Annotated in this window: 24 protein-coding genes; 9 read left to right on the top strand and 15 right to left on the bottom strand. The window is 73.2% G+C overall.

Annotated features, from left to right (window positions below; genetic code table 11):
* Positions 1 to 61 precede the first annotated feature (61 nt).
* Positions 62 to 358: a hypothetical protein gene (locus CCO04_RS10485; protein ID WP_215814091.1), complete on the bottom strand. Its 297-nt coding sequence runs from the start codon at positions 356 to 358 to the stop codon at positions 62 to 64.
* Positions 358 to 1500, bottom strand: coding sequence for a Rieske 2Fe-2S domain-containing protein (locus CCO04_RS10480; protein WP_215814090.1), 1143 nt, complete (start codon positions 1498 to 1500; stop codon positions 358 to 360). Before CCO04_RS10480 ends, CCO04_RS10485 begins: the two co-directional genes overlap by 1 nt.
* 122 nt (positions 1501 to 1622) lie before the next feature.
* Here CCO04_RS10480 and CCO04_RS10475 point away from each other — a divergent pair, with 122 nt between their 5' ends.
* Both CCO04_RS10475 and CCO04_RS10470 read left to right on the top strand, forming a co-directional pair.
* On the top strand, positions 1623 to 2243 hold the full coding sequence (locus CCO04_RS10475) for a maleylpyruvate isomerase family mycothiol-dependent enzyme (protein ID WP_215814089.1): 621 nt from the start codon (positions 1623 to 1625) through the stop codon (positions 2241 to 2243).
* Positions 2244 to 2357: 114 nt separating this feature from the next.
* Positions 2358 to 3056: an aldo/keto reductase gene (locus tag CCO04_RS10470; RefSeq protein ID WP_215814088.1), complete on the top strand. Its 699-nt coding sequence runs from the start codon at positions 2358 to 2360 to the stop codon at positions 3054 to 3056.
* Between the two features lie 45 nt (positions 3057 to 3101).
* On the opposite strand, the gene CCO04_RS10465 is transcribed toward CCO04_RS10470, so the two are convergent.
* The gene (locus CCO04_RS10465; protein ID WP_215814087.1) at positions 3102 to 3737 is read right to left on the bottom strand and encodes a glyoxalase; all 636 of its coding nucleotides are present in this window, start codon (positions 3735 to 3737) and stop codon (positions 3102 to 3104) included.
* Positions 3738 to 3807: 70 nt separating this feature from the next.
* Between CCO04_RS10465 and CCO04_RS10460 the strand changes: the two genes are divergently transcribed.
* A complete protein-coding gene (locus CCO04_RS10460) occupies positions 3808 to 5181 on the top strand; it encodes an FAD-binding oxidoreductase (RefSeq protein ID WP_215814086.1) in 1374 nt (457 codons plus the stop codon).
* A 3-nt stretch (positions 5182 to 5184) separates the two neighbouring features.
* Here the strand turns inward: CCO04_RS10460 and CCO04_RS10455 are convergent, their stop codons facing one another.
* Entirely contained in the window at positions 5185 to 6054 is an 870-nt protein-coding gene (locus CCO04_RS10455; RefSeq protein ID WP_215814085.1) for an amidohydrolase, read from the bottom strand.
* A 39-nt stretch (positions 6055 to 6093) separates the two neighbouring features.
* Complete coding sequence (locus CCO04_RS10450; RefSeq protein WP_215814084.1) at positions 6094 to 6828, bottom strand: SDR family NAD(P)-dependent oxidoreductase; 735 nt, start codon at positions 6826 to 6828, stop codon at positions 6094 to 6096.
* Positions 6829 to 6914: 86 nt separating this feature from the next.
* On the opposite strand from CCO04_RS10450, the gene CCO04_RS10445 reads away from it, so the two are divergent.
* Positions 6915 to 7502, top strand: coding sequence for a TetR/AcrR family transcriptional regulator (locus tag CCO04_RS10445; RefSeq protein ID WP_215814083.1), 588 nt, complete (start codon positions 6915 to 6917; stop codon positions 7500 to 7502).
* Here CCO04_RS10445 and CCO04_RS10440 read toward each other — a convergent pair.
* On the bottom strand, positions 7499 to 8260 hold the full coding sequence (locus CCO04_RS10440) for an alpha/beta fold hydrolase (RefSeq protein WP_215814082.1): 762 nt from the start codon (positions 8258 to 8260) through the stop codon (positions 7499 to 7501). The genes CCO04_RS10445 and CCO04_RS10440 overlap by 4 nt on opposite strands.
* Before the next feature lie 137 nt (positions 8261 to 8397).
* On the opposite strand from CCO04_RS10440, the gene CCO04_RS10435 reads away from it, so the two are divergent.
* Entirely contained in the window at positions 8398 to 9003 is a 606-nt protein-coding gene (locus CCO04_RS10435; protein ID WP_215814081.1) for a TetR/AcrR family transcriptional regulator, read from the top strand.
* Here the strand turns inward: CCO04_RS10435 and CCO04_RS10430 are convergent.
* Genes CCO04_RS10430 through CCO04_RS10415 form a run of 4 tightly spaced genes read right to left on the bottom strand, consistent with a single transcriptional unit; the run spans position 8984 to position 12752 of the window.
* On the bottom strand, positions 8984 to 11212 hold the full coding sequence (locus CCO04_RS10430; RefSeq protein WP_215814247.1) for a cation-translocating P-type ATPase: 2229 nt from the start codon (positions 11210 to 11212) through the stop codon (positions 8984 to 8986). The genes CCO04_RS10435 and CCO04_RS10430 overlap by 20 nt on opposite strands.
* 28 nt (positions 11213 to 11240) lie before the next feature.
* Positions 11241 to 12179, bottom strand: coding sequence for a hypothetical protein (locus tag CCO04_RS10425; RefSeq protein ID WP_215814080.1), 939 nt, complete (start codon positions 12177 to 12179; stop codon positions 11241 to 11243).
* The gene (locus tag CCO04_RS10420) at positions 12176 to 12382 is read right to left on the bottom strand and encodes a heavy-metal-associated domain-containing protein (RefSeq protein ID WP_215814079.1); all 207 of its coding nucleotides are present in this window, start codon (positions 12380 to 12382) and stop codon (positions 12176 to 12178) included. The genes CCO04_RS10425 and CCO04_RS10420 overlap by 4 nt, the downstream gene beginning before the upstream one ends.
* Positions 12383 to 12434: 52 nt before the next feature.
* Positions 12435 to 12752 (bottom strand): metal-sensitive transcriptional regulator, encoded by a 318-nt coding sequence (locus tag CCO04_RS10415; protein WP_215814078.1) that lies wholly within the window; start codon positions 12750 to 12752, stop codon positions 12435 to 12437.
* A gap of 143 nt (positions 12753 to 12895) precedes the next feature.
* Here CCO04_RS10415 and CCO04_RS10410 point away from each other — a divergent pair, with 143 nt between their 5' ends.
* Together CCO04_RS10410 and CCO04_RS10405 are read left to right on the top strand one after the other, a co-directional pair.
* Entirely contained in the window at positions 12896 to 14305 is a 1410-nt protein-coding gene (locus CCO04_RS10410; protein ID WP_215814077.1) for an MFS transporter, read from the top strand.
* Between the two features lie 90 nt (positions 14306 to 14395).
* On the top strand, positions 14396 to 15016 hold the full coding sequence (locus CCO04_RS10405; RefSeq protein WP_215814076.1) for a GNAT family N-acetyltransferase: 621 nt from the start codon (positions 14396 to 14398) through the stop codon (positions 15014 to 15016).
* Here the strand turns inward: CCO04_RS10405 and CCO04_RS10400 are convergent.
* Both CCO04_RS10400 and CCO04_RS10395 read right to left on the bottom strand, forming a co-directional pair.
* Positions 14936 to 15994 (bottom strand): hypothetical protein, encoded by a 1059-nt coding sequence (locus CCO04_RS10400; protein WP_215814075.1) that lies wholly within the window; start codon positions 15992 to 15994, stop codon positions 14936 to 14938. The genes CCO04_RS10405 and CCO04_RS10400 overlap by 81 nt on opposite strands.
* Positions 15991 to 16479, bottom strand: a complete 489-nt coding sequence (locus CCO04_RS10395) for a hypothetical protein (RefSeq protein ID WP_215814074.1) — start codon at positions 16477 to 16479, stop codon at positions 15991 to 15993. The genes CCO04_RS10400 and CCO04_RS10395 overlap by 4 nt, the downstream gene beginning before the upstream one ends.
* A gap of 216 nt (positions 16480 to 16695) precedes the next feature.
* On the opposite strand from CCO04_RS10395, the gene CCO04_RS10390 reads away from it, so the two are divergent.
* The gene (locus CCO04_RS10390; protein ID WP_215814073.1) at positions 16696 to 17118 is read left to right on the top strand and encodes a hypothetical protein; all 423 of its coding nucleotides are present in this window, start codon (positions 16696 to 16698) and stop codon (positions 17116 to 17118) included.
* Here the strand turns inward: CCO04_RS10390 and CCO04_RS10385 are convergent.
* Entirely contained in the window at positions 17030 to 17971 is a 942-nt protein-coding gene (locus CCO04_RS10385; RefSeq protein ID WP_252373067.1) for a cation diffusion facilitator family transporter, read from the bottom strand. The genes CCO04_RS10390 and CCO04_RS10385 overlap by 89 nt on opposite strands.
* An 85-nt stretch (positions 17972 to 18056) precedes the next feature.
* Here CCO04_RS10385 and CCO04_RS10380 point away from each other — a divergent pair, with 85 nt between their 5' ends.
* Positions 18057 to 18416: a metalloregulator ArsR/SmtB family transcription factor gene (locus tag CCO04_RS10380; protein WP_215814071.1), complete on the top strand. Its 360-nt coding sequence runs from the start codon at positions 18057 to 18059 to the stop codon at positions 18414 to 18416.
* On the opposite strand, the gene CCO04_RS10375 is transcribed toward CCO04_RS10380, so the two are convergent.
* Positions 18391 to 19941: a long-chain fatty acid--CoA ligase gene (locus CCO04_RS10375; RefSeq protein ID WP_215814070.1), complete on the bottom strand. Its 1551-nt coding sequence runs from the start codon at positions 19939 to 19941 to the stop codon at positions 18391 to 18393. The two genes, CCO04_RS10380 and CCO04_RS10375, sit on opposite strands and share 26 nt — an antisense overlap.
* Before the next feature lie 10 nt (positions 19942 to 19951).
* Positions 19952 to 21094: a DUF5938 domain-containing protein gene (locus tag CCO04_RS10370; RefSeq protein ID WP_215814069.1), complete on the bottom strand. Its 1143-nt coding sequence runs from the start codon at positions 21092 to 21094 to the stop codon at positions 19952 to 19954.

Here is a 21094-nt window from a genome sequence, read left to right as displayed (position 1 = left end):
CGCGATGCACGAAGGGCCCCGGCCGCACGGTGGTGCGGCCGGGGCCCTTCGCGTGTTCCGGCTAGTCCTCGTCGTCCACCAGCACCGGCAGCTCGCCCCGGTCGACGGCGCGGCTCAGCGCCTGGCGCAGCGACGCGCACCCGGTGAACAGCGTGCCCTCGATCCGCGGCGGCATCGCTGCCCGCCGCTCCAGGCAGCGCTCGGTGTCGGCCGCGTGCCACTGGATGCTCGTCTGCTCCCAGCTGCTCTTGCGGGCCTCGACCGCCGCCCCGCACGTCTCGCACGAGACCGGCGACATCGGCGCGGTCTCGAGGCGGACGTCGGGGCGGACGGTGACGCCGGAGGCGGGAGACCCCATCACACCGACTCGTTCTCGGCGGCCCGGGCGATGTTGTCGGCGACCTCCTGGCCCCAGGCCTCGGCCGGGCGGGTCATGTCGAGCTCGAACTCGAAGCGCTCGGTCATCTCCGGCAGCACGGCGTCCACGTCGGTGTAGAACTGCTGGTACCAGCGGCGCAGCTGGTAGACCGGCCCGTCCTCCTCGCACAGCAGCGGGTTGTCGATGCGGGCCTTGTTCTGCCAGATCGCGACGTCCTGCTCGAAGCCGGTCTTGATGAAGTCGCCCATGGTCGCGGCCGAGGCGCTCGCGTACTCGTCGGAGACGCCCTGCGGCTTCTTCACGATGATGCCGTACTGCAGCACGAACGAGTCGGTGTCGACCGGGTAGTGGCAGTTGATCAGGATCGACTCGAAGTCACCCGTGTCGTACTGGTAGACGAGGTCGTCGATCATGAACGACGGTCCGAAGTACGACGCGGTCGACTTCACGGCGAGCAGCGTGGAGCCGTCCTCGCTCGGGACGGCGATGTCGCCGCGGTCGGTGCCGTTCATGACCTGGGTGGCGACGTGGCCCTCGAAGATGTTCTTGAAGTACGTCGGCATCGAGTAGTGCACGTAGAAGAAGTGCGCCATGTCCACGACGTTGTCGACGATCTCGCGGCAGTTGGAGCCGTCGATCTTGATCGAGTACCAGTGCCAGTCGGTCCACTCGTCGTTGGTCGCACCGGGGATCTTGGGGATCGCCTGCTCGGCGATCGGCGGGTTGCCCTGGGGGTCGTTCCAGACGAAGAGCATGCCGTCCTGGTCGAGGGTCGGCCACGCCGACGTCCGCGCGCGCAGCGGCACCCGGCGCGAGTAGGGGATCTGCTTGCAGCGCCCGTCGCCGCCCCAGCGCCAGTCGTGGAACGGGCACGCGATGTTGCCGTCCTTGACGGTGCCCTGGGACAGGTCGCCGCCCATGTGGCGGCAGTAGGCGTCGAGCACGCGGAGCTCGCCGTCGGCGTCCTCCCACACCACGAGCTTGGTGCCGAACGCCATCACCTGGTGCGGCTGGCCGTCGCGGAAGTCCTTCGAGAGACCGAGGCAGTGCCAGCCCCGGGCGTAGCGCTGCGCGATCGGGTCCGCCTCGATCTGGCGGGGGATGTCGGGAGCGGTCGTCATGACGGCTGTCCTTCCTGTGCACGATTCGGGTGCGGCCGACCGTAGGAAGCAGCCGCGGTGAGCTGCCGGGGTTCTCCCGCTCTCCGGCACCGTTGTCGGAGCCCCGTGCCAGGGTGGGCCGCATGAAGGACGTCTGGACCTGGGTCCATGCCGAGCGCGCCGCCCTCGTCGCCGACCTCGCCGAGGTCGACGCCGCGCGGTGGGAGACGCCGTCGCTGTGCCCGGGGTGGAGCGTCCACGACGTCGTGGCCCATCTCATCGACAACGCCCGTACGACGCGGCTCGGCATCGTGCGCGCGATGGTCCGGGCACGCTTCGACTTCGACCGGCAGAACGCCGACGGCGTCCGCCGCGAGCGGGGCGCCACCCCGGCCGAGACCCTCGACCGGCTCCGCGCCGTCGTCACCCGGACGACGACCCCGCCCGCCCCGCTCGACAGCCGCCTGGTCGAGGAGGTCGTCCACGGCGAGGACGTCCGCCGTCCGCTCGGCATCACGCACACCTATGCCCCGACCGCGGTCGAGCGGGCGCTGCACTACCAGGCGCGCACGTCGGTCTCGATGGGCGGCGCCAAGCAGCGCATCGCCGGGCTCCGGCTCGAGGCGACCGACGCCGAGCTCGCGCTGGGCGAGGCCGGCGGCACCGTCGTCCGCGGGCCCGCGGTGGCGCTGCTGCTGGCCGCCTCGGGGCGTACGGCCGCGCTCGACGACCTGAGTGGCGCGGGGGTCGACGCCCTGCGCTGAGGGGTCTGGGGTACCCTGGGTACCGCCAGCCCGGAGCCGTCGGTGCTGGGACTAGCTGCCACGGCTTCGGCATGAAGCTCGACGCCGGGGATCACCCACGTCGACACCGCCGAGATGTACGGCGAGGGCCGCTCCGAGGAGTTCCTCGGCGCGCTGGCCCGGCGGATCCGTGAGGGCGTCGAGGGCAGCCTGCGCCGGCTCGGCACCGACCGGATCGACGTCTGGTACCAGCACTACCCCGACGCCGAGGCGCCCGACGACGAGCTCGTCACGACGCTCGACGAGCTGGTCCGGTCGGGCAAGGTGCTGCACCTCGCGACGTCCAACGTCGACGCCGGCCAGATCGCCGGGCAGGCCGCGGCGGCGCGCGAGCGCGGGCTCGCCACCTTCGCCGGCGTCCAGAGCGAGTGGAACCTGCTCTCCCGCGCGGTCGAGGCCGACGTGGTGCCCGCCGCCCGGGCCGAGGGGATGGGTGTGGTGCCCTACTTCCCGCTCGCCTCGGGCCTGCTCACCGGCAAGTACGCCGCCGGGCAGCCCTATCCGGACGGCTCGCGGTTCGCGGTGATCCCCTACTTCGCCCAGGTCGCGACCGAGGACAACTTCGCCGCCGTGGCCCGGCTGAGCGAGCTCGCCGCCGCCGGCGGGCGCGACCTCGTCTCGCTCGCGTTCGGCTGGCTGCTCGCCCAGCCGGACGTCACCTCGGTGATCGCCGGGGCCAGCACGCCGGCCCAGGTCGCCGCCAACGCCGGCGCCCTCGGCTGGACGCTCGACGCCGACGACCTGGCGGCCGTCGAGTCCGCGCTGGCCGGCTAGCCAGGCGGCATGCAGCCCGGCCGGTGTGCACATGCCGGCGCGGGCCTACGCCTCGCCGCCGGGCACGGACGTGGTCGCCGGCTCCCAGGCGAAGCCGTCGGGGTCGGTGGCCGCCGTCGTCCCACCGCGCAGCGACAGGCGGTGGGCGCCGGTGCCGTCGATGGGCACCCCGGCGTCCTTGGCGAGCGCCTTGCGGCTGAGCAGGCCGAGGGTGACCGGACCGGAGCCGGGCTCGAACTCGACGTACTTGCGGCCGAAGCTCTTGGCCACCCCGAACCCGCGCTCGGTGTAGAACCGCTTGGTCGCGAGCACGTCGTCGGCGCCGATGAGCAGCACCACGCTCTCGTAGGTGCGGCGGACCGGGCCGGTGTTCTTCTTGGAGGCGCTGACGACCTTCCAGATCGCGCCGTCCGGCGCGCGGAGCACGCCGCCGTAGCCCCAGAAGGACTTCGTCACCGGCTTGATCACCTCGGCGCCGGCGACGATCGCGGACTCCGCGAGGGCGTCGACGTCGGCCGGCTGGGCCAGGGTCAGGGAGACGTGGAAGCCGCGGAAGCCCGAGGTCGGGCTGTCGCCGGCGCGGACCTCGACGGGCAGGCCGGGCCCGAAGGCCTGGTCGTAGAAGGCACGGGCGGCGGCCGGGTCGGTCGCCTCGATGATCAGGGTGTCGATGTGGCTCATGTCCCCGACGCTAGGTCCGCGGGCACGGGGGTGCTTCTCGATTCCTGACCGGATCCGGCAGGCTGGGCGCGTGCGCACGGGTGACGTGTCCTTCTGGTGGGCCGACCACGGCCGGTCCGAGCCGAGCGACGTCCTCGACGGCGATGCCGTCGCCGACGTCGTGGTGGTCGGGGCCGGCTACACGGGGCTCTGGACGGCCTACTACCTGGCCGGGCTGCGGCCCGACCTCGACATCCGGGTGATCGAGCAGCGCTTCGCCGGGTACGGTGCGTCCGGCCGCAACGGCGGCTGGCTCTCGGCGTCGGTGACCGGCGGCCTCGACGGCTACGCGCGGACCCACCCGCGCCCCGATGTCGCGCGCTTCCAGCTCGCCATGAACGACGCCGTCGGCGAGGTGATCGGGGTCGCCGAGCGGCACGCGATCGACGCGGAGATCCGCCAGGGTGGCACGCTGCTCGTCGCGCGCAACGCCGCGCAGGAGGAGCGGGCGCGGACGTTCGCGGCCTTCGGCGAGCGCTGGCCCGAGGTCGGCGTCGAGACGCTGACGGCCGACGCGGCGGCGGAGCGGGTACGCGTGGCCGGCACCCGGTCGGCGGTGTGGGAGCCGCACTGCGCGCGGATCCACCCCGCCAAGCTGGCCGCCGGGCTGGCCCGGGTGGTGCGCGAGCGGGGCGTCCGGATCCACGAGGGGACGACCGTGCGCGTGATCGCGCCCGGCCGGGTCGAGACCGACCGCGGCGTGGTGCGGGCCCGGCACGTGATCCGCGCGACCGAGGGGTTCACCGCGAACCTGGCGGGCGAGCGGCGTACCTGGGTGCCGATGAACTCCTCGATGATCGTCACCGAGCCGCTGCCCGAGGACGCCTGGGCGGCGATCGGGTGGGAGCACTTCGACACGCTCGAGGACTTCGCGCACGTCTACTCCTACGCCCAGCGCACCGCTGACGGCCGGATCGCGATCGGCGGGCGCGGCAACCCCTACCGCTACGGCTCGCAGACCGACAACGACGGCGACATCGACCCCCGGACGGTCGCGCACCTGCGGGAGATCCTCGTCTCCTGGTTCCCGGCGCTGGCCGACGTACCGGTGGCGCACGGGTGGAGCGGTGTCCTCGGCGTCCCGCGCAACTGGCGCGCCACCGTCGGGTACGACGCCGCGCGCGGCCTCGGCTGGGCCGGCGGCTACGTCGGCACCGGCGTCACCGCCGCCAACCTCGCCGGCCGGACCCTCGCCGACCTCGTGGCCGGCGAGCGGACCGACCGCACGACGCTGCCCTGGGTCGACCAGCAGGCGCGGCGCTGGGAGCCGGAACCCCTGCGCTGGCTGGGGATCCACGGTCTCTACCGGGCCTACGGGCTCGCCGACCGGATCGAGGCGCGCGGGGCACGGCGTACCTCGGTGATCGCGCGGGTCGCCGACCGGGTCAGCGGCCGGGTCTCCTAGGCCTCAGGCCGGCAGCCGGTAGGCCGCCCGGGTGTTGTCGGCGAAGAACCGCGCGCTCTCCTCGGGCGTCGCCACCGACTGCACCAGCGGCACGATCGCGCGCAGCAGGTCGGCGTGCCCGACGTGGAGCGAGTCGATGGGCATGTTGGAGCCGAACAGCAGCCGGTCCCAGCCCCACGCCGCGACCGCGCCGTCGAGCCACGGGCGGACGGTGTCGGCGGTGACGCTGGGCAGCACCATGCCGAGCCCGGAGAACTTGCAGACCCAGTCGGTGCCCGCGGCGACCTCGCGCATCGACGCGGCCCACGCGGCGAGGCCCTCGGGGCTGACGTCGTGGGGCGTCCCGAGGTGCTCCAGGACGACGGACAGTCCCGGCCGCTGCGCCAGCACGTCGACCCACGCGGGCAGCGAGCCCGGCGAGGCGACCAGGTCGAAGACCAGCCCGCGCTCGTCGAGCCAGTCGAGCAGCACCGGCGTCGCGGGGGAGTCCGGCTCGAGCGCGCCGTAGACGCGGGCCCCGCGGAAGCGCTCGTACGCCGCCTGCTGGTCGAGGTGCGCCACCAGCTCGGCGGCCGGCAGCTGTGGGTCGACGGTGCCGATCGTGACCGCGGGGACGTCCGCGGCCGACAGCTCGTCCTCCAGCCAGCGCGCCTCGTCGAGGTAGGCGTGCGGCGCGGTCGCCGCCGAGACGTGCACGAGCCCGGCGAGGGTGACGCCCGGGTGGTGCGCGGCGTAGTCGGCGTACCGGTGCCGGTCGAGGAGCCAGGGGCTCGCCGCGTGCTCGGCGAAGGCGCGCAGACCCGGGTACCAGGGGTGGGCCGCGGGATCCCAGAGGTGGGCGTGGGCGTCGACGATCGTCGGGGTGGTGCTCATGGTGGGGGCTCCTCGGGCTGGTGGGGGTCAGTTCGGGGTTCAGTGCATGGTCAGGCCGCCGCTGACGCTGAGCGTCTGGCCGGTCACGTAGGCGGCGTCGGGACTGCTGAGCCAGGCGATCGCCGCGGCGACGTCGTCCGGCTCGGCGAGGCGGCGGCTGGGGATCGCGGCGACGAGCTTGTCCAGCATGGCCTGCTTGCCGGCCATGTGCTCGTCGACCATCCGTCCGCGGACAGGTCCCGGGCACACCACGTTGACGGTGATCCCGTCGCGCGCGTGCTCGCGGGCCAGCGACTTGGCCAGCCCGAGCAGACCCGCCTTGCTCGCGGCGTACGCCGCCTCGTGGGCGGCGCCGGCCCGCGCACTGTCCGAGGCGACGTAGACGATCCGCGGGTGGGCGGCGCCGGCCAGCGCCGGCAGCAATGCCTGGGTCAGCAGCATCGGCCCGTGCAGGTTGACCCGGTGCAGGAGCTCCCAGGTGGCGGGCACGTCGTCCACGAACCGGCCGACCGAGGCAACACCGGCGCACGAGACGAGCGCCGCCGGGCTCTGCGCGGCGGCCCGCTCGGCGAGCGCCCGCACGGAGGCGTCGTCGGCCAGGTCGACGTACGCGGCCTCGGCGTGCTCGCCCAGCTCGTCGGCACGCTCCTGCGCGGCCGGCAGGTCGACGTCGGCGAGCAGGACCCGCCAGCCGTCGGCGTGCAGCCGTGCGGCGGTGGCCGCTCCGACGTCGCCGGCGGCGCCGGTGACCACAGCGAGAGGGCAGGGCATCATGTCTCGACCGTAGCGATCGCTACGGTCGAGATCAACATCGCCAGGGGCGATGCCGCGACGAGCGGTGCGATCGCTACGCTGACGCCATGAGTGCGCGCCCCGTCTCCGCGCGGCGCCGCCAGATCCTCGACGCCGCCGCTCCGCTGTTCGCCGAGCACGGCGTCGCGGCGACCTCCGTGCGCGACATCGCGAGCGCCGCCGACCTCAAGTCCGGCAGCCTCTACCACCAGTTCGCGGCCAAGGAGGAGATCGCCGGCGAGATCGTCGCGGCCTACGTCGACGAGCTCGCCGCGGCGTACGACGCCGAGGTGGCCGGCGCCCGGACCGGAGCCGAGCGCGTGGTCGGTCTCATCCGCGCGTCCCTGCGCGTGATGCACCGCCACCCCCACGCGACCCAGATCTACGAGCGCGATGCCGCACTGCTCCGCGAGGCCGGGACGCCGCCGCGGCTGCGCGAGATCACCAACGGCCTGCAGGAGTCCTGGCTGGCCAGCCTGCGTGACGGGATGGCCGACGGGTCGGTGCGGGCGGGGCTCGACGTGCGGGTCGCGTTCCGGTTGATCCGGGACGGGTTGTGGCTGACCGTGCGGTGGTACGAGCCGTCGGAGATCTATCCGCTGGAGCGGCTCGAGGACGAGTGCATCGCGCTCTACCTGGCGGGCATCCGGTCCTAGACGACCGGGCGCAGCGCGGTGATCGCCTCGGCAACCTCCTCCGGTGCGTCGAGGGCGAGGAGGGTCCGGGCGCCGGGGACCTCGCGGAGGTCCGTGCCGACGGCCCGGGCCAGGCGGCGGCCGAGGGCCGGGCGGAAGCAGCGGTCGGCCATGCCCCAGAGCACCTCGATCGGGATGTCGACGTCGGCGAGCCGGTGGGTCGCGTCGTCGAGTCGTTCCGGGTCGACCGCGTGGAGGAAGGCGATCAGGTCGCGCCGGACGGCCGGGTCGGTCCGCGCCGGGCGGAGCCAGTCCCGGGTCAGGGTGGGGTCGAGGTGGCGGGAGAGCAGGCCGTAGCCGAGCCACGAGTGGCGCAGCGGGGTCCACCTCATCGCGGTCGCGACGAGGACGGCGAGCCGCTCGACGCGCAGGGCGGCGAGGATCGCGTTGAGCGGGAAGGGCGGGAACGTCGTGAAGGCGTCGCAGTTGATGAGCAGGGCGCTGGAGACGCGCGGCTCGCCGCCGGTGATCACGAACTGGGTCAGCGCGCCGCCGGTGTCGTTGCCGACCAGGCAGACGTCGGTGAGGTCGAGCCGGTCCAGGAAGTCGCGCACCATCTGGGCCACGCCCTCGGGCGAGCGGTCCGCGTCGGGGTGCAGCGGCGCGACGTGGGCGCCGAGGGGCCAGTCCGGGGCATAGCTGCGGACGCCGCGGGCGGCGAGCAGCTCGCCGACGTTGGTCCAGAGCCGGCCGTCGGTCAGCACCGGGTGCAGGAACACGACGGGATGGGCAGTGGAGGATCGGGGTCCCCAGGTCCGATACTTCAACGGACCCGCGGGCAGCTCGATCGTGTGCATGAGGCTCTCCTCCTATTTACCGACGCGCTGTATGTAAGTTACGAACAGATAGTAGGTAAATGACGAGGCGCAGGCAAGCAGACCGCACGGCGGCGACCCGCGGCGCGCTCATCGCGGCGGCTCGGGAGCAGTTCGCGGCGGCGGGATTCGCGGGCACCGGTCTCGAGGCGGTGAGCGTGGCGGCCGGCGTCAGCCGGGGTGCGGCGTACCACCAGTTCGGGAGCAAGCTCGAGCTCTTCGCCGCCGTCCTGGTCGAGGTCGAGGCGGGCATCGCGGACCGGATCGCCGTCGCCGCGCTGGCGGGTGAGGACCTGGGCTTCCAGGCCGTCCTGCGCCGCGCGATGACGGCGTGGCTGGACGAGTGCAGCGCCCAGGACGTCCAGCGGATCCTGCTGGTGGACGGCCCGTCGGTCCTGGGCTGGTCCCGGTGGCGCGAGCTGCTGCAGCCCTACGCCCTGACGCTCGTCGAGCAGCTGCTGGCCACCGCGATCGAGAACGGCGAGCTGCCGGCGCTGCCGGTCCGCGCGCTGGCCCACACGCTGGTCGCGGTGGCCGACGAGGCCGCGTTGGTCGTGGCGACGTCCGAGCACCCGGAGGCTTCTCGCGACGAGATGCTCCGGGTGCTGGACGCCCTGGTCGCCGGTCTCAGCCGGCCGTCGCCCTGAACCTGCGCAGCCGCAGGCTGTTGGAGACCACGAACACCGACGAGAACGCCATCGCGGCGCCCGCGAGCATCGGGTTCAGCAGGCCGGCGGCGGCCAGCGGCAGGGCGGCCACGTTGTAGGCGAACGCCCAGAACAGGTTGCCCTTGATCGTGGCGAGGGTGCGGCGCGAGAGCCGGATCGCGTCGACCGCGACCTGGAGGTCGCCGCGGACCAGCGTGAGGTCGCTGGCCTCGATCGCCACGTCGGTGCCGGTGCCCATGGCCAGGCCGAGGTCGGCCTGGGCGAGCGCGGCGGCGTCGTTGACGCCGTCGCCGACCATGGCGACGACCTTGCCCTCGCCCTGGAGGCGCTTGACGACGTCGACCTTGTCGGCCGGGAGCACGTCGGCGATGACGTCGGCGTCGGCGATCCCGACCTCGGCGGCGACGGTCCGGGCCACGACGGCGTTGTCGCCGGTGAGCAGGACCGGGCGCAGGCCGAGCTCGCGCAGCTGGGCGATGGCGGTGGCCGAGGTCGGCTTGATCGCGTCCGCGACCACGACGACCCCGCGGGCCTGACCGTCCCAGCCCACCGCGACCGCCGTACCGCCGGTGCGCTGAGCCTCCTCGAGCGCCGCGGTCAGCTCGGGGGAGAGGTGCTGGGACCACTCCTCCAGGAGCCGCGGCCGCCCCACGAGTACGGCGTGGCTGGCGTCCCCGTCGAGCAGGACGCCCTGGACCCCGAGGCCCTCGACGTTGGCGAAGTCCTCGACGGCGGGCAGCGGGCCGGCCTCGCGGGCCGCGTCGGCGATCGCCCGGGCGATGGGGTGCTCCGAGGCGTCCTCGAGAGCCCCGGCGAAGCGCAGCACCTCGGCGGCGTCCTCACCCGAGCCGGCGACCACGTCGCGCAGCGTCATCTTGCCGGTGGTGACCGTGCCGGTCTTGTCGAGGACGACGGTGTCGACCGCGCGGGTCGACTCCAGCACCTCGGGGCCCTTGATCAGGATGCCGAGCTGGGCGCCGCGACCGGTGCCGACCATGAGGGCGGTCGGCGTGGCCAGGCCCAGCGCGCACGGGCAGGCGATGATGAGGACGGCGACCGCGGCGGTGAACGCCGCCGCGAGACCGTTGCCCGTCCCGAGCCAGAAGCCGAGGGTGCCGGCCGCGAGCACGATGACGATCGGCACGAAGATGCCGGAGATCCGGTCGGCCAGGCGCTGGACCTGGGCCTTGCCGTTCTGGGCGTCCTCGACGAGCCGGGCCATCTGGGCGAGCTGGGTGTCGCCGCCGACCCGGGTGGCCCGGACGACGAGCCGGCCGCCCGCGTTGACGGTCGCGCCGACCACCGGGTCGCCCACGCCGACCTCGACCGGCACGGACTCGCCGGTGAGCATCGAGGCGTCGACCGCCGAGGAGCCGCGCTCGACGACCCCGTCGGTCGCGATCTTCTCGCCCGGCCGTACGACGAACAGGTCGTCCACCTTCAGGTCCGCCACCGCGATCTTGGTCTCGGTGACGCCGTCGGGCCCGAGCACCGCGACCTCCTTGGCGCCCAGCTCGAGCAGCGCCTTGAGCGCCGCCCCGGCGCGCCGCTTCGAGCGCTGCTCGAAGTAGCGCCCGGCCAGGATGAACGTCGTGACGCCCGCCGCGGCCTCCAGGTAGATGTTGCCGCTGCCGTCGCTGCGCTCGATGGTGAGCTCGAACGGGTGGGTCATCCCGGTCACGCCGGCGGTGCCCCAGAACAGCGCGTAGAGCGACCAGCCCAGCGCGGCGAGCGTGCCGAGCGAGATCAGCGTGTCCATGGTCGAGGTGCCGTGGCGCAGGTTGGTCCAGGCCGCCTTGTGGAACGGCCAGGCCCCCCACACCACGACCGGCGCGGCCAGCGTCAGCGAGAGCCACTGCCAGTAGTCGAACTGCAGCGCCGGGACCATCGCCATCGCGATGACCGGGACGCTGAGCACGGCCGAGATCACCAGCCGCTGGCGCAGCGGGCGGATCGGGTCCTGCTCGTCCGCGCCGCCCGCACCCTCGGCACCGCCGTCGGCGGCCGGGGGCTTGGGCAGCGCGGCGCCGTAGCCGGCCGACTCGACGGCCGCCACCAGGGCGTCGGTCGTGACGGTGTCGGCGTAGGTCACCTTGGCCTTCTCGGTCGCGTAGTTGACCGTGGCGGTGACGCCCTCGAGCTTGTTGAGCTTGCGCTCGATCCGGTTGGCGCAGGACGCGCAGGTCATGCCGGTGAGGGCGAGCTCGACCTGGTTCTCAGTGTGCGTGTCCACTGCTCTCTCCGGACTCCTGGGGCTGGCTCTTCCCCGTCCCGCCGGCGGTGACGGTGAAGGCCGCGGTGCGGACGACGCCGTCGTGCTGGAAGTCGAGGTAGAGGTGGTAGGTCCCGGGGCTCGGGACCGCGGTGTGGAAGACGACGTCGGGGCCGGGCTTCGTCGTACCGTCGCCGGGCTCGCCGTCCGGGTGGACGTGGAGGTAGGCGAGGTCGCCGCTGCGCAGCGCGACCAGGTGGCCGTAGGCGCCGAGGTAGGGCTGCAGGTCGGTGACCGGCGCGCCGTCCTTGGTGACGCTCAGCGTGAGCCGGGCGTCGGCGCCGGCGGACAGGTCGCCGTCGAGGGTGACCTCGTAGCCGTCGACCGTGACCGTGCGGTTGTCCGGTGCGGGCGGGACCGGCGTGTAGTCGCCGGCGACGCCGAGGTCGGCGCCGAGCGTGAGCGCGTCGGCCCCGGTCGCCTTGAAGTCGGCGAAGAGCCGCCAGGTGCCCGGCGTCAGGTCGAGGTCGATGGTCCACACGCCGTCGGCGAGCCGGGGGTGCACGTGCTGGAAGCCGCTGAAGTCACGCCGTACGGCGATCAGGTGCAGCTGCTTCTCGTGCTGCTCGTCGTACGCCGTCACGGGGGCGCCGTCGGGACCGGTGATGGTGAACCGCACCGGGACGTCGCGCCCGGCGGGCGCGCGGTCGTCGGCGAGGGTGAGGGTGTAGCCGTTCTGCGAGGTCATGAGTCCTCCTGGGATCTCGGACGTCGTCTCGCCGGCCTGCTGCTCCGAGGGACCCGCGGTCGTGTCGGCGGCGTGCGTGTCGTGGCCCGCCGGCTCCGCGTCGACCGGGCCGATGGCCCGGCCGGCGAGGAGGGCGATGCCGAACACGGCCGCGGCGACCGCGGCGAAGCCGGCGAGTCGGGTCGGGGTGTTCATGCGAGCTGGTAGCCGGCCTCCTCGACGGCGGCCTTGACGGCGGTCTCGTCGAGGGGGGCGGCGCTGATGATCGTGACCGCACCGGTGGGCAGGTCGACCGCGACGTTCTCGACGCCGGCGATCTCCTGCACCTCCTCGGTGACGGAGGCGACGCAGTGGCCGCAGGTCATGCCGGTGACGGTGAAGGTCTGGGTGGTGCTCATCGGAGATGTCCTCTCGGTGGTGGGGATGTGGTGCGGTGATCGGGGCGGTCGGTCAGGAACGGACGAGGCGGGCGATGGCGTCGGAGGCCTCCTTGAGCTTGATGTCGGCCTCCTCGCCGCCTTCCTTGGCGGCGTTGACCACGCAGTGCGCCATGTGCTCGTCGAGCAGGCCCAGGGCGACGGACTGGAGCGCCTTCGTCATGGCGGAGACCTGCGTGAGGATGTCGATGCAGTACTTCTCCTCCTCGACCATCCGCTGCAGACCCCGCGCCTGGCCCTCGATGCGGCGCAGCCGCTTGAGGTAGTCGTCCTTGGTCCGGTTCGCGATGTAGCTGTGCTCGTTCTCCGTGCCGGCGTCGGTGTGTGCCATGCCCTCGTCCTTCGTTGCTGGGGGATTCGACCTGGATAGGACCAGGATACCCCCCTGCGGTATTCCGTGCTAACGTCCCGATCTTGAAAGGAACCATACCCCCCTAGGGTATGAAGTCAAGTCATCGAGAAGGAGAGATTCGGATGTCAGTCACCACCGCGCCGGCGACGGACCGTCGCTGGCTCGGGCTCGCGGTCATCGCCGCGGCCCAATTCATGGTCATCATGGACACCTCGATCATCGGCGTGGCGCTGCCGGAGATGCAGCGCGAGCTGGGCTTCACGCCCGAGAACCTGTCCTGGGTCTTCAACGCGTACGTCGTCGCCTTCGGCGGTCTGCTGCTGCTCGGCGGCAAGATCTCCGACGTCCTCGGCGCCCGCACCGTCTTCTCCGCCGGCTGGGTCGTCCTCGCCGCCGGATCGCTCGTCGCCGCCCTCGCCGGCAACGTCGAGGTCGAGCTCGCCGGCCGCGCCATCCAGGGCGCCGGCGCCGCGCTCATCGCGCCCGCCGCGCTGACCCTGCTGATGATGCTGTTCGGCAACAACCCCCGCGAGCTCACCAAGGCGCTCGCGCTCTACGGCGCGGCCGCGCCCGCGGGCGGTACCGCCGGCGTCTTCCTCGGCGGCGTCATCACCGAGTACCTCAGCTGGCCGTGGGTCTTCGCGATCAACCTCCCCATCGCGGTGCTGATCCTGGCGCTCGTCCCGGCCTCGATGCCGGCCGGCCGCTTCCCCGGCTCGCGCCGCGTCGACCTCGTCGGCGCCGTCACCGTCACCGCCGGCCTCGCCGCCCTCGTGTACGCCGTCGTCCAGGCGCCCGAGGTGGGCTGGGGCGCCGCCCGCACCTGGTGGGTGCTCGGCGCGGGCGTCGTCCTGCTCGCCGCGTTCGTGGCCCAGCAGGCCCGTGGCAGCGAGCCGCTCCTGCGCCTCGGCATCTTCAAGGCTCCCGATCTCGCCGCCGCCAACCTCGGCCAGCTGCTCCTCGGCGCCGCATGGATCCCGATGTGGTTCTTCCTGAACCTCTACCTCCAGCAGGTGCTCGGCCTCAGCGCTTTCCCGAGCGGGGCCGCGCTGCTCCCGATGACGCTGCTCATCATGGTCGGCATGGTCGTGCTCGCTCCCCGGGTGCTCGCCGTCGTCGGCGTGCGGACCGCGACCGTCACCGGCCTGGCGCTCCTCGCCGTGGGCATGGGCTGGCTCGCGCTGATCCGGCCCGACGGCTCCTACGCCGCCGACGTCCTCCCGGCGTCGCTGGTCGCCGCCCTCGGCATGTCCCTCGCCTTCATCCCGACCCTCGGCACGGCGATCTCGGCCGCGCCGCCGGAGGAGGGCGGACTCGCCTCCGGCATCGTCAACACCAGCTACCAGATCGGCTCGGCCCTCGGCCTCGCCGTGATGACGGCGGTCGCCGCGGCCTACGGTGCCGGCAAGCTCGGCGACCCGGTGGCGCTGACCGACGGCTACTCCGCGGCCTTTGTCGGCGCCGCGATCGTGGCCGGCGTCGGTGCCGTGGCCACCGGGGTGCTGCTGCGCGGCAAGGGGGCGGACGCGTGAGCCCGCGGGACGTCGTACGGGGGGCGGCGGTGTGCGCCCTCCGGTGCGCCGCCGGGGCCCTCGCCACCCGCGCCGTGCGAGCATCGGGCCATGGCGGACCTCGGCTCACCCCGGATCCGCCGCCGCCGTACTGCTGACCTCCCGGCGCTCGCCGGCGTCCTCTTCGAGCAGCAGCCGGAGACCCGCTATCCCTATCGCGACCCGCTGCCGATCCCCGTGGAGTCCTTCCTCCACGCGGACGACGCCCGGGCAGCGTGGACGGCCGAGCTCGGCGGCCGTCCGGTGGGCCACGTCTGCTGGACGGCGCCCGACCGATCGTCCGAGGCGTCCGAGCCGTGCGAGCTGAACCGCGCAGCGGCCGCCGCGCACGGCTGCGCGGTCGACGACCTGGGGTGGGTGAGCACGCTCTTCGTGGGCCCCGAGGCGCGCGGGTACGGCGTCGGCCGGCGGCTGCTCGACACGGCCGTCGCCGGCATCCGGGACGCGGGCCGGCGGCCGTGCCTCGAGGTGCTGCCGCTGCACGCGGCGGCGGAGCGGCTCTACCGGTCGGCCGGCTGGGTCGAGGCGGCGCGCCTGCCGGCGTCCTGGGCACCGCCGGACCTGCCCGTGGTGGTGATGGTGCTGCTCGGGTCAGGCGCCGCCGAACCCGAGCTCGGCCGGACTCGTCGCGCCGTCGGCGATGTCCGGCCGGGGCGGGGCGAGCAGGCGTAGCGTCTGCCAGTCGTCCACCATCTGGGCCAGGGGGGTGAGCCGCTGGTCGTGGATCTGCTGGACGTGGGTGTCGCAGCGCGAGACCGTCGTGGCCGACGCTTCGCGGACCCGGGCGGCCAGCGCGGTGGCGTCCTGCTCGGTGAGGGTGATCTCCTCCTGGTCGGCCGGGGGGATGCCGCTCTCGACGAGGCCGAGGACGGCGCCGACCGCCGAGGCCGTGATGGCGACGGGCGCGACGGGGATCGCGGACAGCACGGACGTCGCGGCCTGGGCCAGCTGGAGGAAGGCCCGGCCGTTGTCGACCGCCGCCTCGCGCTGCTCGAGGAGCGCGATCTGGTCCTGGGCGGCGCCGCGGACGGCGCCGGCCAGGCTCATCAGGCTCTCCCGTCCGGAGCGGAGGGTCACCGTGACCCCGGCCAGGGTCGCGGCGATGCCGTTGCCGAGGATCACCTGGTTGGCGGTGGCCGTCTGGATCTTCTGCTCGATGTAGGCCCGGAAGTTGGTCGCGCTGTCGCCGGTCCAGTCGGTCAGCGCGACCGACAGGTCGGCGAACGTGCCGGTGAGGGACGACGCCTGCTGCTGCACGTCGCGCTCCAGCATCTGGGCGGCGGTCTGGGGGATCGCGGTGATCGGGGTGGTGAGCGGCTCCGCCGTGGTCAGCAGGTCGGTCCCGACCTGCTCGCCCCAGGTCATCGCGTCGTCGAGCAGCCGGTTGATCTCCGGCGTCACGTGCTCGCGCACGTACTCCGTGACGCGACCCAGCGGGGCGTGGTCGCGCAGGCAGAACATCACCGCGACGCCGTCGTGCGGACCGAGCCGGTAGATCACGTCGCAGTTGCGCTGGCCCATCGGATCGGCGGGGTAGCGCGGCCAGGCGTCGAGGTCGAGCACGTCCTGCAGGCCCTTGAGCACGCCGAGGTGGTGGCCCATCCGGGCGGCTTCGTCGGCGAACCCCGATGCGGTGTAGCGCGCGCTCACCGCCAGCCCTCCGGTCCGCCGTCGTCCGTCGCCGGGGGTACGTCGGCCGTGCCGATCGGCGGCCGCGGGTCGGCGAAGTCGGGCCGGCTGCCGTCGAGGAGCCGGCCGAACTCGGCGGCCGCCGCCTGGTCCCGGATGGCGAAGTCCGCGGCGACCTGGACCAGCGCGGTGCCGGTGTCCTGGCAGGCGAGCGCGGTGCTGTCGACCGCGTGGAAGAGGACGTCGTAGAGATCGTTCACGACGCCCATGAGGATCGCGGGCGATCCGGTGACCGACGCCTGGAAGGACATGAGGGACTCCCGCGGGCCGTGCAGCGCGGTCGCCTGCTCGTGGAGCCGGGTCGCGATGAGCGGGAAGTCGATGGATCCGGCGCGGTACATCGCGTACAGGTCGGCGCCGAGCTCCTGGGCCTGGGCCGGAGAGGTCGTCGTGGAGCCGGCCGACCCCTCGGTCGGGTCGTACGCGGGGTCACCTGGCGCAGCCATGGGGGTGGCCTTCCCGGCCGGAGCGGCCAGAACCCCGCTGAAACCGCGGAACCGCGTAATGGCGGGCGCGTCGGAGGTGTCTCCCTGGCGTGTTCCCGATTCTCGTGACTGCTCTCGGCATCCTGCTCGTCACCGTGCTGCTCGACCTCGGCGTCGCCCGGGTCCGCCTCGCGCGCGACCACGACGACCGGCAGGGCTGAGCGGACGGGGGACGGGATGCGGACCGGGCACCAGCTGCGCGACGAGGCGCGCCAGGCGGCGGAGCTGCTCGGGCCGCTGCCCCCGCGCCTGCAGATGTGGCGCCTGGGGGAGAGCGCGCTGCTGCTCGACCAGGTGACGCTGGCGGTGGCGCTCGGGCTGGCCCAGCCGAGCACGCTGCTGGCCGTCGAGAGCCCGCGGCTGGGTCCGGAGCGGGTCGGCTCGCTGCTCCGGGTGCAGGACGAGCTGACCGGACTGGTGCCCCCGCGCGCCAAGGCGACCCACTGGACGGTGCGCGCGCTCGCCGAGATCCGGCGTCAGGTGGTCGAGCTCCAGCCGATGGCGCCGCGGGTCAGGGTGTCCCCAGCGGGCGCACGTGGACCACGGCCGACTCCAGGTTGGGAAGCACCCGCAGCAGCGCCCGCTCTACCTCCTCGGTGACGTCGTGGGCGGCGGACACCGTCAGGGCCGGGTCGACCTGGACGACGACATCGCCCTCCATCCGGTGTCCCGTCCAGCGCGCCCGCACCCGGTCGACGCCCGCGACCCCCGGGACGGCGTCGGCCGCCGTGGTCAGCCGGGTGATGACGTCGTCCTCGACGCCGTCCATGAGCCGTCGTACGACGGAGCGCAGGGTGGCGACGAGCACGCCCAGGATCATCAGCCCCACCAGCAGCCCGGCGATCGCGTCCGCGCGGGCGACGCCGGACCAGACGCCGACGACGCCGGCCACGACCGCGATCGAGCTGAGGCCGTCGGCCCGGGCGTGCTGGCCCTCGGCGATGAGGGCGGCTGAGCCGATCCGCCGTCCCGCCCGGATCCGGTGGACCGCGACCGCCTCGTTGCCGGCGAAGCCGACCACGCCCGCCGCGAACACCCAGCCCAGGTGCTCGATGCGGCGCGGGTGGAGCAGGGCGTCGAACGAGTCGACGATGATCCAGGCCGCCGACAGCGCGACGATGAGCGCGATGAGCAGGCCGACCAGGTCCTCCGCGCGGCGCAGGCCGTAGGGATAGCGCCGCGAGCTGGGCCGCCGGCCGATCCGGAAGGCGATGATCAGCGGGATCGTCGTCGCCGCGTGCCCCAGGTTGTGCACGGTGTCGGCCAGCAGCGCGGCCGAGCCGGAGATCGCGACGATCGCCACCTGGGCGGCCGCGGTCGCGGTCATCCCGGCCAGGCCGATCCAGGCCGCCCGGATGCCGAGGCTGCTGCTCTCCGCGGCACTCGCCAGCCCGGCATGGCCGTGCCCATGCCCGTGCCCGTGTCCATGGCCGTGCCCCCAGCGCGTCGTCATGGGACCCAATATAGAGACATGCATATATGTGCATGCAATTGCGTGAACGGCACGGCGCGCCGGCCGGCCCGACTACGATGCTCCCGTGGGACATGCCGAGGACCGCAGCGAGCCGCGTCCGCTCGACGCCGCCGCGGCGAAGTCGCTGGCGACCACGCTCCAGGCGCTGGCCACGCCGAGCCGGCTGCTCATCCTCGACCGGCTGCGGCGCGGCCCGGCGACGGTGACCGAGCTCGTCGACGCGATCGGCATGGAGCAGCCGGCCGTCTCCCAGCAGCTGCGCGTGCTGCGCAACCTCGGCCTGGTCACGGGCAACCGCGAGGGCCGCAGCATCGTCTACGAGCTCTACGACGACCACGTCTCCGCGCTGCTGGACCAGGCGATCTACCACGGGGAGCACCTGCGGCTGGGCCTGCCGGCTAGCCCGCGTTCAGCACCTGCTTGATCTCGGTCTTGAGCACCTTGCCGACCTTGGAGCGCGGCAGGTCGTCCCAGACCTCCACCTGCTTGGGCGTCTTGACGCTGCCGATCCGCTCCTTGACGAACGCCTGCACCTCCGCGGGCGTCACCGTCTGCCCCGGCCGCAGCTGCAGGACGGCGGTGAGCCGCTCGCCCCACTTGTCGTCGGGCAGCCCGATCACCGCGCAGTCGGCGACGGCCGGGTGCGCCATCAGCGCCTGCTCGACCTCGGTCGAGTAGACGTTGAAGCCGCCGGTGATCACCATGTCCTTGGCCCGGTCGACGATGTGCAGGAAGCCCTCGTCCCCGGGCTCGGTGCTGAGGTAGCCGATGTCGCCCGTGTGGTGCCAGCCGTACGCCGACGCCTCGGCCGTCGCCTCCGGGTTGCGGAAGTAGCCGCGCATCACCAGCGAGCTGCGGACCACGATCTCGCCGCGCTCGCCGGCGGGCAGCAGCCTGCCGTCCTCGCCCATGATGGAGACCGTCACCAGCGGTGCGGGCCGCCCCGCTGATGACAGCCGTTCGTGGGCGACCGAGCCGTCGGCACGGAAGTGGTCGCGCGGGGACATCGTGGAGATCATCATCGGCGCCTCGGTCTGGCCGAAGAGCTGGGCCATGACCGGGCCGATCCGGGTGAGCGCCTCCTCCAGCCGGCGCGACGACATGGGCGCGGCGCCGTACCAGAAGCACTGGAGGGAGGAGAGGTCCGTCGTCTCCAGGGCCGGGTGGTCGAGCACCATGTAGATCAGCGTCGGCGGCAGGAACGTGTGGGTCACCCGCTCCGCCGCGACCAGCTCGAGGAAGGCGCTGACGTCGGGCGTCCGCATGATGACGACCGAGCCGCCCGCGGCGAGGACCGGGAAGCACAGCACGCCGGCGGCATGGGTCAGCGGCGCCAGCGCGAGGTACGTCGGCCGCGCGGGCCGCTCCGGCCACGGGTAGCTCATCAGCGTGAGCGCCGTCATCGTCTCGATGTTGGTGCCGGTGAGCATGACGCCCTTGGGCCGCCCGGTGGTGCCACCGGTGCCGACGATCATCGCCAGGTCGTCGTCGGCCGGGTGGTCGACCTCCTCGCCCCCGAACGCGAGGAAGTCGTCCCACCCGAGCGCCCCTTCGTACGACCCGTCGAGGCACACGAAGGTGCGCACGTTCGGCAGGTCGTCGCGGATCTGGTCCACCAGCCCGGCGTACGACGACTGGAAGATCAGCGTCGTGCACTCGAAGAGCGCCAGCAGGTCGCGGTTCTCCGCGGCCTCGTTGCGCGGGTTGATGGGGCACCAGACCGCACCGGCGCGGCTGATCCCGAAGACGCAGGTGAACGCGACCGGGTCGTTGGACGCGAGGATCGCGACCTTCTCACCGGGCGCGACACCCCGCCCCACGAGGGCGGACGCGATCCGTCCGGCGAGGTCGCGGACCTCGTCGTAGGTCCACGTCCGCCCGTCGCAGACCAGGCAGGCCGCGTCGCCCCCCAGCGACGCGCCCTTGTCGAGGTAGTCGACCAGCCGCACCGGATCCTCCTCAGCCCTCGACCGTGAGCACCGGCTCGGCGACCAGCCCGAACGCGCGCAGCTGACCGAGCAGCTCCCGGTGTCCGAACGCCTTGCAGCCCGAGGCGAAGCCCACGCGCAGCGGCGGCTGCTGCAGCAGCGAGTACGCCGCATAGGCCTGCAGGAGCCCGGTCTGCTTGTAGTTCTGGTTGCCGTGGATGACGCAGTGCGCGCGCCCCAGCGGGCCCGAGGCGTGCACCGAGTCGAGGGACTTGTTGAGCCGCGGGTTCTCGCGCGGCGGCATCTGGTTCATCACCTGGGCCGCGGTCGCGGTCAGCGCCTCGTCGCGCTCGTCCTCCGACATGTCCTTGGTCGCCTCGAGCGCACCCGCCACGATCTGGGGGACGCCGTTCATCAGCGCCGCGTTGAAGACGCCGCCCTGGGCCTTGCAGTTCGCGACGCGCGGGTCCTTGCGGTACCAGACCGGGTGCGAGGTGCCGCCCCACGGCAGCGAGAGCGCGAGCTCGTGCTGCCCCGGTACGACGAGCGGGACCAGGCCCTGGGTGGGGTCGAACTCGACGTACTGGTTCTGCTGGAGGTAGTGCGCCCGCGACGTGGCGGCGTTGACGAGGATCGTCTGGGTCGACGCGATCGTCGGCGAACCGCCCCAGAAGACGGCGATGTCGAGGGTGTCGAGGCCCGGCTTCTCCAGGCACAGCTCGGCGGCGATCTCGCCGGTCGTGTACATCTGCGCGATGCCGGGCGAGAGCAGCAGCCCGGCGGCGGCGAAGTCCGCGCCCCACCGGTCGTCGCAGGTGATGAGCCAGTCCTGCTCGCCGGTGGTGTCGAGGTAGTGGGTGCCCGCGGCGAGGCAGGCCTCGACCACCTCGGGGCCGTACTTGCTGAACGGGCCGACCGTGTTGCACACCACGGAGGCACCGCTGAAGAGCTCGGTGAGCGAGGCGACGTCGTGGCCGACCTCGACGATGTCGTAGTCGGCGGTCTCGATGCCGGGCACGTGGGCGTCCATCGAGGCCTTGAGCTTGTCGGCCGATCGGCCGGCGGCGATGAACGGGACGCCGAACTCGCGCAGGTACTCGCAGATCAGCCGCCCGGTGTAGCCGGAGGCGCCGTAGACGATGACGGGCTTCTTGTCGGCGGTGTTGTCAGCCAT

The organism is Pimelobacter sp. 30-1, from assembly GCF_018831735.1.
In the GTDB taxonomy this organism is placed as follows: Bacteria; Actinomycetota; Actinomycetes; order Propionibacteriales; family Nocardioidaceae; genus Nocardioides.
Note: the sequence above shows the minus strand (reverse complement) of the source record. Positions and strands in the feature narration are given on the sequence as shown.